We start from the raw sequence: 11,743 nt of genomic DNA, 5'->3' as shown, positions 1-11,743 counted from the left end.
ATTAATGATAAAAAATTTAGAGAAGACACTTGTAGAAAATTTAAGAGAATGTCAAAAAAAGAGCATATTAGCTATAGATGAATACATAAGTAGTCAATCTCAAGGGTCTTGTTTAATTAGTTTACCAACAGGAGCTGGAAAAAGTGGTGTTATCTGTACCGTTAGCCACAATACTCAATTAGAAAAAATTTTAATAATTACACATAGACGGGCTGTATGTGATCAACTTTATAAACAACTAAAAGGTAAATTTTTTGAAAAAATACTACCTGCAAAAACGAATTTCAAAAATTTTGTATTGAAAAAAGTTTTTAATGACATCGAGGATACTTCATGTAAAGGAATCTATTGTACTACTTTCCAAAAATTGATTAGTTTAAACGAGAATGAACTTGCTTCTTTAAGGCTTCAATTTAATTTGATTTTAATTGATGAAGGTCATGCAGAACCATCTCAAAAATGGGGAGCTACAGTTAGAGAGTTGAAAGCAAAAAAAGTAATTATTACTGCAACTCCTTATCGGAACGATTTATTCAGCTTTGATATAGATGTAGATCATAGTTATATTTATACATATAAAGAAGCAAATCAAGATAAGGTGATAGTTCCTCCTAATTTTGAACAAACAACTGAAGATAAACTCTTTGAAAAAATTGAGCTAATTAGACAGAATCAACCAAAATCTAAATGCATTATTAAATGCAAAGAATTTAGCGATATTGAGAAATATTTTGAAATCTTTAGTAAAAGTTTCAAAACAATAGCAATACATCAGCAATTTGCAAAGAAAAACCTAGAACATAGACTTAGTGATGTTCCCTCCAAACTGGATGAACTAGACTATGAAGTCTTAATTCATCAAAAGAAGCTAGATGAAGGAATTGATTTACCAGAAGCTAAAATTCTGATTCTGACTTATCCTGTTGGTAGTGGTAAGGAACTTGTACAAACTATCGGTAGAGTTGTTCGTATTTATGAAAATTATAAACCTACTGTTATTGAGTTAAATGATAATAGTAATAAAAGTTTATGGGATAATTATCAAGAGTTTGATGATTATATTTCAAATCCAAATTCTGCTAAAAGATTCTTGCACACTTTAAATACCTCAAGTCTCATTGATAGCTATTTAGATGCTTTTCCTGAGCATAGTTACTTTGAATCAGGTTATCGGAAAAAATTTAATTTTCAAAAATTTAATCCTTTAGATTCTTTGGAAATACCTTTAGCTTCTGTATGTTTCTATTATAAGTTAGATGGATTTAGTATTTATGACTGTTTAGATAAATTAAATTGGGAATTAATGAGAGAGGGAGCTTTAAGTAAGATAAATGAAGACCTTGGTGTTATTACTGCTGTTTGTTTTAATAATTCTAAATTTTTAAAAGATAGCTTATTCTTTGAACCATCTTTAGAAATAATGATAGTTAAAGAACTAAATGATATTGTAGCTATATACGATAGTAGGGGGCGAAAGTTTAATAGTAGAGATGATCTAAAAATTGGACGTGCTGTTGATGTCGATATGCTATTTTCAGTAGTATCGAGTAATGATAAAGTAGTAACTAAACAGGCAAATACGAAAGCATTACAGTATAGTCCTTTAAAAGCAGATGGTGTGCTACTTAAAGGGGTTAATTTAGAGAAAATTAACCAAGCACAATCTAATTCATCTTATGCTGTAACAACCGCAGTAGTTTCAGGGGTTGGACAAGATGATAAAGTTAAATGTTCTTATTATTTAGGTGTAGCATCAGGACGAATTTGCGACCAAAAGCATCCGCCATTTAGCTATCAAAAATTTATTGACTGGCTTGAGAATATTAATCTAGCACTTAATTCTAATCAAAAAACAACAAGCCTTTTTTTAAATTCATTTGCACAAGTTATTGATACTATTCCGTCAGAGGATCCTGTTGCATGTCAATTGAATTTTGCCGATGAAAATTTAGTAGACTTGGAATTACATTTTAATAATGTGGCTTATAAGATTAATAATGAATTAATTTATCGTAAATATCATAAAAATGGATTTATGCTCCAAAATGGATATTGCTTAACCCGAAAAAATAAAATCCATCTTCTCGATCATGAGTTATTAATCAAGTTTAAATTTGATAAAAAAATGAATCTTATACCAATTATTAATCCTCAGATTAAACTAATGCGTAATGGAGTGACTAAGAAGAAAGAAGAAGTTTTTAATAGCGAGACGGTAATGTTACTTTATAAAAATGGTGCTACATATATGAATGGTAATTTTTATAAAGTTCAAATTCCAACTGATACCCAAAAATTAAATCCTAATATCATAAAAAATTTAATCAGTTTACCATGTTTACAACATCCAGATTTGGATGAAAAAGATGAAAAAAAATTAACAAAAACTTATTTTGGTCAGAATTCCATTTTTTATTTGATTGATCAGTTGTCAAATATTCATAAATCTAATGTCATTGCTGACCTTGGTGATTTTTATCCTTATATCCCTAACATCGATTTAATTTTATGTACTGATATGGATACTGAACCTGCTGATTTTATTCTTTCATCTCCTACAAAAGTTATTTTTGTACATGTTAAATGTGGGGATACTACACAGCCTCAATCTTCTGCTGGCGCTTTATGTGAAGTAGGTGGACAAGCATTAAAGAACTTACATTGGTTAATCCATTCAGGTGAATCAAAATATGCAAATACTGCATACTTGAATCAACAATGGCCTCGAAAGAGTGGTAGTAAGCCAAATAGAATCCATTTAAATACACGTATTCGTTTATTCGAAAAAAAGTTTGATTTAAATCATAAATTGAAAGATGTAATTAAAAATATTGACGAAAGACGATTAAATCCACTTGTAGATAAAGAGATTTGGATAGTCGTTGGAAATGCTTTTTCTAAAAAGCATTTTGTCAATCAATTTCAAAAAGGAAAGACTCCATCTCCAGAGTCTGTGCAAGCGTATCAGCTTTTAGATACTTGGTTTAATCAAGCTAGCTCCAATAATGTAGATTTAAAGCTATTTGTATCTGAATAAACTATTGTGTTTTTAAGACTAATTAACAGGTCTTTTAAAAGACCTTTTAATTGGTTATTATTTATATATTTTTAACATGTCTAGGACATCGCCAAGATAAACAATATTATCCACTCACGCTTTGTCGCAAGCTTTTCAGACCTTAAAAAAGAACCCAATGGAAATGGTCACTAATGGTTTTATCGAAACAATATCATTCTTAAAATTACATCAGCTGAATAATTTACTTGTTAAAATCAAAACAGGAATTTTCAGGGATGACTGGAATATGGCAAAGAATCTACAAGAACTTTTAGGAAAGCGTAGCCTTGAAAGTCAAAAACGAATTTTAGAAAAGGCAAATGAAATTTTAAATAATCTTGTTCAAGAAGATCGTCAATTATTAAAAATTGCAGAAGAAGTTGAAACTGAAAAAACTATAAAGATAAGTATTAATGAGCTACGAGCTCGAGTTCACAAAAACCGCGCTTAATAAGGTTTTTGAGATGTTCAGCCACACTTTGATGCACACTCGAACCCCAATGGTGCAAAATGGGCTATTTTTTAGCCGAACTTAATAAAATTAAATCATCCTTATTCTGGCTTATATATGTATGTGATCGATTTTAAAAGCATTCTGCCTAAATCTATTCTATTTTTATATTGTGGCACGCTTAATGCTTTTATTTATATACAACCTAAATAGAGGAGAACAATACACTTGATCACTCAATTACAAACATCGGTTAACCATTCATGTATAAAAAGAATAGCAAGGACATGAGCAATCAAAATGGAATAAACCGGTGAAATACAAAACTTACTTTTGCTTTAGAACAAGCCCCATTTCAATGTTATGGGGCTTTTTTTCGCCCTTTTAAGCAAGTTTATTTACCTCATCCAAATAACTAAAAATTGGCACGCTTTCTGCATTTTCCTAAGTAATACGAAATTTTGGTTTTGTAATATTTACAGGAGATGCACATGAACAATCCGACATCAAATAAAAAAATGCATCCATGGCTTCACTTTTTGGTTGAGCTGCTCAGCGTACGCGCAGGCTTTCACATTAAACAGTCTTCCCAATACCAACCCAAGGATCAACATCGTGCCTAAACAAAAATTGGCACGGATCAGTATTACCGTGCCAGAAACCACGCTACATGCGATGGACCAAAAAATTGTCGAGCAGCATTATGAAAGCCGTTCACAGGCCATTGTCGACATGATTAACCGCCACCTGATTGATGATCTGGTGATTCGCGATGAAGTCATGGTCGGCACACTCACCTTGCTCTACGACGTCAGCCTGAAACCGCTGCGCAGTCAGCTGGTCGATCTGCAGCAGCAGTATCTGGCGCAAGTGATCAATTCACTTCATATCCAATTGGATGATGAAAAAATTTTGCAAGTCATGCTGATGCAGGGCGCGAGTAGTGATCTGAAAGAAATTAGCGAACAATTTATTGCACTGAAAGGCGTGATTAAAGGCCATCTCGAACTGATGGATGCCGTCATGCCGCCCATTCCACAAAATACCGAACACACTTAAGGAGAACAGCTGTGCACAACTTATGGACTGTACAGGACTGGCAACACGCCTACCAGAATAACAATATCCAGCTTAGTGACCTGATTGAGTATGTTGCCGGGTTGAATAATGACGATCATGCCTGGATATCAATTGCGACGGCAGCACAATTACAGGCACAAATTGATGCATTGACTGGTGCAGATAGTGCAAGCTTGCCACTTTATGGGGTGCCATTTGCGGTCAAGGACAATATTGATGTTGCAGGGTTCTATACCACAGCAGCATGTAAAGAGGCAGCTTATCTGGCGACTTCCGATGCAACAGCAGTCGCCAAATTAAAAGCTGCCGGCGCGATTGTCGTGGGTAAAACCAATCTAGATCAGTTTGCGACGGGTCTGGTCGGTGTGCGTTCCCCATACGGCGCCGTGAAGAACAGCTTTAATCCTGAATATATCAGTGGTGGTTCGAGTTCAGGTTCCAGTGTAGTGGTAGCCAATGGATTAGTGCCATTTTCACTGGGTACAGATACTGCAGGTTCAGGACGTGTACCGGCAGGACACAATAACATTGTTGGACTCAAACCGACCAAAGGCTGGTTTTCGACTACAGGCCTGATTCCGGCTTGCCGCACCATCGATGTGATTTCGATTTTTGCCTTAACGGTGGATGATGCCTGGCAGGTGGCGCAAGTTATGCAAGGCTATGATGCCAGCGATGATTATTCCAGAATGCATCCTCAGAATGTACCGAGCCAATTTTCAAAAGGGAAAATTGCCATTCCGGATACACTCGAATTTTATGGCGATGCTGAAACTGAAAAAGCGTTTAATCTAGCGATCGCACGTGTACAAAGCTTGGGTTATATGGTGGAGCCGATTGATTTTGCTCCATTTCAACAACTGGCAGCAGCCTTGTATAACCGCTCTTGGGTAGCTGAACGTACCAGTGCCGTGGAAAAAATGGTGCAACGCGAGCAGACCCATCCGGTAATTGGCCAGATTATTGCACAGGCAGACCGGTTCAGTGCGGTCGATGTCATGCAGGATGAATATGAACGCGCCCGCCTGAGCCGTGTTATTCAAACTACACTGGCAGATTATGATGCCTTGATGGTGCCTACTGCACCCACCATTTATCGCATTGCAGAAGTAGAAGCCGATCCTCTGGTAAAAAACAGCCACATGGGCGCTTATACCAATTTTGTCAATTTTGCCGATCTTTCGGCTTTGGCGCTACCAAATAGCATTCGTGCTGATGGTTTGCCAATGGGCGTGACCTTTATTGCGCCCGCCTGGATGGATGAAGCACTGGCCAAATTCGGGCAAAAATGGCAGCAAGCGAGCCAATTAAAGCTAGGCACATCTGAACTTACTTATGAAAAAACAACTGAAATCTCATCGGGTCACAGCGTCAAACTGGCTGTCGTCGGAGCACATCTGACCGGTATGCCACTGAATTTTCAGTTGACCACACGTGCTGGAACCCTGATCAAGCAGACCCGGACTGCTTCGCATTACAAACTCTATGCTTTAAAAAATACCACACCGCCAAAACCTGGCCTGCAATACAACGCGAAAGGTTTTTCAATTGAAGTAGAGGTCTGGGACATTCCGCGTGCACTGTTCGGAGACATTGTTGCAGAAGTTCCGGCACCTTTGGGGATCGGTAATGTCCAGCTGATTGATGGTACTTGGGTCAAAGGCTTTATCTGTGAAGGCTATGCACTTGAGGATGCAACAGATATCAGTCATTTCGGTGGCTGGCGCGAATTTATAAAATCTAAACAACTTTCAAATACCAAATTTAAATGTGAATGCATAGGGGAAGTCGCAAAATGATCAAAAAAGCACTGATGTCCGTTTCCGTACTGTCTGCAATCCTTTTAAGCGGTTGTGACAATACCGCTAAAGTACCTGAACCAAATGCCAAGGCAGAAGGGAATGTAAATACTCAGCCTATCCGGATTGGTTATAGTGACTGGCCGGGATTTGTGGCCTGGCAAGTGGCCATTGAGAAAGGCTGGCTAAAAGAAGCAGGAGTGAATGCCAATTTCGAATGGTTTGATTATTCAGCCTCACTTTCAGCCTTTGCCGCCAACCAGTTGGATGCGGTCATGGTGACCAATGGTGATAATCTGGTCACTGGCTCTGGCGGAACCAAAGGCGTGATGATCATGGCGACTGATTATTCAGCTGGAAATGACGTCATTATTGCCAAGAATGGCATTAATTCGATTCAGGATCTGCGCGGTAAAACCGTAGCCACTGAAAAAGGTCTGGTCGATCACTTACTGTTATCTACAGCACTGGATGATGCCAAAGTTGGCCTGAATGAGGTCAAGCTGGTCAATACCATGACCAATGAATTGCCACAGGTTTTTGCTACTCCCGATATTGATGCGATTGCAGTATGGCAGCCGGTGGCGAATCAAGCACTATCTGCAGTGGCCGGTTCCAAGATTATTTTTACCTCTAAAGACAAGCCGGGGTTAATCTACGATACCTTGACCGTGAATCCTGCCCATCTGGAAACCAATAAAGAGCAATGGAAAAAGGTGATTCAGGTTTGGGATAAAACTGTCAAATACATCAATGACCCGGCGACTCGAGAAGACGCTGCACAGATCATGTCCAAACGTGTTGGTGTCGATGCGAAGACCTATATGCAGTTCATTGATGGCACACATTTACTGGATTTGGCCGCCAACAAGAAAGTCTTTACCAAAGGTGAGGGTTTCGACTCGATCTATGGTTCCAGCTATCATGTGAACAAGTTCAATGTGGCCAACGGCATTTATACGACTGAAATGAACGTGGATGGCGTGATTGTTCCAACTCTGGTGCAAGAACTCAAATAGAGCATATCTCCTCATTCGGGAATGTAATCTAAACCCATAAAAAATCCCCGGTCTGGGGATTTTTTACTATCAGATGAATATTAAAAAATTAAAGCTGCGTACTTTTGGAAAAGACATTGATAAAAATAATGCCAATGATCATAAACGCCAGACCGATCAGCGCGGGAAGATCTAGTTGCTGTTTAAACACCAAGAGGCCAACTGTTGAAATCAGGATAATGCCGGCACCAGACCAGATTGCATAGGCAATTCCCATCGGAATGGTTTTCATGGTCAGTGACAGGAAAAACAGGGCAACGGCATAACCGGCAATGGTGGCAAGTGAAGGCCAGAGCACGCTAAAACCATTGGAAGCCTTCAATGCAGAAGTTGCAATGACTTCTGCAATAATGGCAATCGAAAGATATAAAAAAGACATATTTCTCCCTATAACACCCGTTCTGCATGCTGCATCAGGTGATCCTGTTCTGACTTCAGCCAGCTTTCAGCTTGTGTAGTCGTGGGGGTTGCATATTGAAATTGGTAATCCGGCTGGTATATATCCAGCTCAAAAATCAGGTCGATTTCACGGTCATCGAGAACCACGTGCTGAACCAGACTGCTTTCATTGAGTACTTCAAAATTTTCCAGCTTAAAGGCTTTGCCTGTCTCACTGCTGCGGGTACTGTAAGTTTTAGCTTGACCCTCAGCCCCGATAGAAACCTCAAAACTTTCCACCAAGGCAAACACGGTCGGATCGACTGCTTTTAAGTCCATTTGAGCCACCACACTTTGCACTTCAGGCAAACGCGTCAGGGCATAGGCAATATGATCAGCACAAATGATCAGGCCACCATCCATTTCCAGTTCCTGACCAGATTGAACATCAAGCGCAGACTGAAGCCGCAGCCCTAAAAATAAACCGTGCTGTACCTGCTGGCGCCAGTCTTCGACATACACATTACTTGGAGAAAATTCCAGAATGCAGTTGCCAATCGCATGCAACCTGGCTGGTTCCGGCCATTGCACATGATTCTGGTAATTGGCGTAGTCTTTCACGTCCCAGGACAAGAGTTGGCTAGCGTTATCCCAAAACGTATTGCCAATCCAGCCTTGGCGTTCCTGAACAGCAGTTCCCGTCTGGCTTTTTAGACGAAGATCAATGGTAAAACTGTGCGACTGAAACCAGTACACAATGGTATTTTCATCAGTTAGGCCATTATAAAAACTGATGCTTTTACGCCGAAATGCCCCATATAAAAAGCCCGGAATAATCTCTGGCTGAGGGATAGTGGGCTTTAAAGTCTTAATCACTTCAAACAGATTCATGATGCTGTCTCCGCCTGTTCTTCAAGTCCAAAAGAGGAAAGTGGTACAGCATTTTTTAAGACCAGCTCACCGCTAGCGACGCGCTGTTTTAAATATTGAAAGGTCTGGGCGGTCTGATTAAACAGATGCTCGCCCCCGATTAGGGCAGAATATTTGGAATTTTCAGTGTGAATAACCGGTTCAATCACGGTGTCATAATTGCAGGCGCAAAACAGCGGGAATGAATAACGTTCTTCAGAGACCTTTTTCACGCGGTGCTTGGTGGCGAGATATTTACCATTTGACAGAATTTCCATCATGTCACCGATATTCATTACCAGTGTGTTTTCAATCAGGGGAATGTCGATCCATTCACCGGCTTTATTCAAAACCTGTAAGCCGGGTGCGGTGGGTAACAGTAAGGTAAAGCATTCGTAATCGGTATGTGCGCCAATGCCTTCGGCGTCTTTCACTTCCGGATTATAGGGATAATGAATCAAGCGTAGCTGACTTGGTGCATCAGTAATTTTGCTTTCAAAAAAGTCCTCACGAACGCCCAACGCCAGTGCAAAGGCAGAAAAAATCTGCCGGCTGATCTCACGCAGATGGCTGTAGTATTGGCTGACAATAGACTTGAAGTCCGGATGGTCTGGCCATAAGGTGGGCCCAAGTAAAGGACAGTCTTTTCTTACCCCCTGATAATCATAATTGACATCATAGGCTTCTTTTAAATCATAACTGTTGCCGGCAAACTGTTCTTCGCCAATCGGCACATAGCCACTATGGTTTTTTGATTTGCCAATATAGTGCTGCATTTTGGTGTCCAGATCCTGAGAAAAATAGGACTGGGTCATTTCAATCAGGGCTTTGGCGTAGTCAAAATTAAACTGGCTACCTTGCAGATAAAGAAATCCAACTTCTTTACAGGCATGATCCAGAGCATGAGCAACTTCAATACGATCGGCTAAATCCGGACTTTGCAATTTTGAAATATCAACCAGTGGGAGTACATATTGGTCTTGCATGGCAATCACCTTCATTGTTGGTCGTCCAACACAGCAATGAAAACCTCTGGGTCGTCCCAAAGGTTCTTTTCAACAGGATTATTTGCTATTGCTGACTTGGGTCATCCGTGGAATTTTCGGTAAATCTTCCAGAGCAGGGTCGAGTTCATCTTCCTGTGCATGCACCAGATAATCGACCCTTTCACGTAGCTTTTTAAATTCCGCCGTGAGCATCAGTTCAGGGCTACGCGGTCTGGGCAGATCGACTTCAAAAATTTCTTTGATTTCACCCGGATTGGCTTTTAACGCCACAATACGGTCAGCCAGCAGAATGGCTTCATCCATATCATGCGTTACAAAGATGATGGTAATGTCGATGTTTTGCCACAAGTCCATCAGATGGCGTTGCATCTTTTGACGAGTATGTGGATCCAATGCACCAAAAGGTTCATCCATAAGCAAGATTTTGGGTTCATTGACCAGGGCACGGGCAATCGCCACGCGTTGTTTCATACCGCCAGATAGCTGATGTGGATACTGGTTTTCGTATTTGTCCAGTCCAATGATATTGATCCATTCACGTGCCTGGGCTTCTGCTGTAGCGTTGCTGGCGCCTTTCATTTTCGGACCAAACATCACATTTTCTTTGACCGTTTTCCATGGAAACAGGGTATAGCCCTGAAACACCATGCCACGCTCCGGACTTGGGCCGGTAATTGGCTGGCCATCCACCAGAATCTCACCACTGCTATAAGGATCCAGACCGGCCACTACACGGCTAAAGGTTGACTTGCCGCAACCGGAAGGCCCAATCACACAGATAAATTCACGCTTATGAATTTTGAGATCAAGGGCATTTAAAACCGTACGCTCGGTTTTGCCATGACTGAATTTTTGCGTCAATTGCTTCGCTTCCAGAATCACCGGACGGCTATAAATCTTGTCAAAGTATTCTCGGGTATTAAATTCAGTGTTTTGCATCAGTTAGCTCCCGGTTTCCATTCAAATAAGCGTTGTCCCAGTTTCATTAAGATCACATCACACAGCAGACCAATCACCCCAATGATCAGGATCGCGGCAAAGACATTATCAAAGTTCTGATAACGGGCTTGCTGGGTAATGAACCAGGTAATCCCGGAGGTACTGCCGATTAGTTCTGCTACGATCAGGTAAGTCCATGCCCAGCCGAGCAGCACACGCAGATTGCGGTAAATTTCAGGCAGGGCGGCAGGAATCACCACATGCAGCAGGCTTTTGAATTTATTGGTGCCCAAGGTAAAACCGGCTTCAATCAGGCTGCGATCGACCAGACGTGTGGTATTGGCAATAATCAGGATTTGCTGGAATAAAGTTCCAATCACAATGATGGCAATTTTTGGTGCATCATTAATGCCCAGAATGGCGACAGCCAGTGCACCAAAGGCCGGAGCAGGTAAATAGCGGAAGAATTCAACAAAGGGCTCAGTCAGCTGGGAAATTTTATTGGAGAATCCACATAAAATACCGAGTGGAATACCGACCAAGGAAGAGATAAAGAACGCAGTAAACACCAGCTTGATACTGTGCCACAGGCTTTCATGAAACCAGGGCGCATTGGCCTGAGCAGGCTCTGTGGTAAAAGCTGTGATCAGTGCAATGGCAACTTCATGGGGTGCAGGCAGATAAATCGGATTCACTAGAATACCTTGCGGCGGAGCCAGACCCTGATCTACTGCTGACTGGGCAGCAGAAAAAAACAGGTTTTTATCAATACGACTATCCACCTGTAAATAGGCAACACTACCTGAATCCGTAATCTGGACTTGTGGATGCCAGATAAATGGCAAATAGCTGACTGCACACCAGATGAGAATTGGTATTAAAAACGACCCCAAGCCAAACAGCAATTTATTTCTTTGACTGAGTTCACGTGCAACGTAACTCATAGTGTTGCCCCTCAATATTACAAATTTTATAAAACGTAATACTGACTAAGCAAAATGGATGCCATGATTAACTGAAATCTTCAATTTGATGAAAGAATCTGATATTCAAAAATCATTAAA

The 11,743-nt window shown here is 40.4% G+C and carries 11 protein-coding genes; 6 read left to right on the top strand and 5 right to left on the bottom strand.

What is annotated here, in order from left to right; all coding sequences use genetic code 11:
• The first annotated feature begins 4 nt into the window (after positions 1-4).
• The 6 genes from F893_RS10320 to F893_RS10300 all read left to right on the top strand — a co-directional run bounded on the left by F893_RS10320 (position 5) and on the right by F893_RS10300 (position 7,407).
• Entirely contained in the window at positions 5-3,037 is a 3,033-nt protein-coding gene (locus F893_RS10320) for a DEAD/DEAH box helicase (protein ID WP_005251883.1), read from the top strand.
• 157 nt (positions 3,038-3,194) lie between these two features.
• On the top strand, positions 3,195-3,509 hold the full coding sequence (locus F893_RS18300) for a hypothetical protein (RefSeq protein WP_228130255.1): 315 nt from the start codon (positions 3,195-3,197) through the stop codon (positions 3,507-3,509).
• Between the two features lie 491 nt (positions 3,510-4,000).
• On the top strand, positions 4,001-4,132 hold the full coding sequence (locus F893_RS18395; protein ID WP_004647016.1) for a hypothetical protein: 132 nt from the start codon (positions 4,001-4,003) through the stop codon (positions 4,130-4,132).
• Entirely contained in the window at positions 4,125-4,568 is a 444-nt protein-coding gene (locus tag F893_RS10310; protein WP_004280384.1) for a CopG family ribbon-helix-helix protein, read from the top strand. The genes F893_RS18395 and F893_RS10310 overlap by 8 nt, the downstream gene beginning before the upstream one ends.
• Positions 4,569-4,579: 11 nt before the next feature.
• Complete coding sequence (gene atzF, locus F893_RS10305; protein WP_005251879.1) at positions 4,580-6,388, top strand: allophanate hydrolase; 1,809 nt, start codon at positions 4,580-4,582, stop codon at positions 6,386-6,388.
• Positions 6,385-7,407, top strand: coding sequence for an ABC transporter substrate-binding protein (locus tag F893_RS10300; RefSeq protein WP_005251877.1), 1,023 nt, complete (start codon positions 6,385-6,387; stop codon positions 7,405-7,407). Before atzF ends, F893_RS10300 begins: the two co-directional genes overlap by 4 nt.
• 88 nt (positions 7,408-7,495) lie before the next feature.
• On the opposite strand, the gene F893_RS10295 is transcribed toward F893_RS10300, so the two are convergent.
• The 5 genes from F893_RS10295 to F893_RS10275 all read right to left on the bottom strand — a co-directional run bounded on the left by F893_RS10295 (position 7,496) and on the right by F893_RS10275 (position 11,623).
• The gene (locus F893_RS10295; RefSeq protein ID WP_004280373.1) at positions 7,496-7,825 is read right to left on the bottom strand and encodes a DMT family transporter; all 330 of its coding nucleotides are present in this window, start codon (positions 7,823-7,825) and stop codon (positions 7,496-7,498) included.
• Between the two features lie 8 nt (positions 7,826-7,833).
• The gene (locus tag F893_RS10290; protein ID WP_005251870.1) at positions 7,834-8,715 is read right to left on the bottom strand and encodes a hypothetical protein; all 882 of its coding nucleotides are present in this window, start codon (positions 8,713-8,715) and stop codon (positions 7,834-7,836) included.
• On the bottom strand, positions 8,712-9,719 hold the full coding sequence (locus F893_RS10285; protein WP_034436434.1) for an isopenicillin N synthase family dioxygenase: 1,008 nt from the start codon (positions 9,717-9,719) through the stop codon (positions 8,712-8,714). Before F893_RS10285 ends, F893_RS10290 begins: the two co-directional genes overlap by 4 nt.
• Before the next feature lie 78 nt (positions 9,720-9,797).
• Entirely contained in the window at positions 9,798-10,679 is an 882-nt protein-coding gene (locus F893_RS10280; protein ID WP_005251866.1) for an ABC transporter ATP-binding protein, read from the bottom strand.
• Entirely contained in the window at positions 10,679-11,623 is a 945-nt protein-coding gene (locus tag F893_RS10275; protein WP_005251864.1) for an ABC transporter permease, read from the bottom strand. The genes F893_RS10280 and F893_RS10275 overlap by 1 nt, the downstream gene beginning before the upstream one ends.
• Between the last annotated feature and the right edge of the window lie 120 nt (positions 11,624-11,743).

The sequence above is a fragment of the Acinetobacter sp. CIP 102136 genome, assembly GCF_000369685.1.
Classification (GTDB): Bacteria; Pseudomonadota; Gammaproteobacteria; order Pseudomonadales; family Moraxellaceae; genus Acinetobacter; species Acinetobacter fasciculus.
The sequence above is the reverse complement of the archived record's forward strand: the minus strand, read 5'-3'. Positions and strand labels throughout refer to the sequence as shown.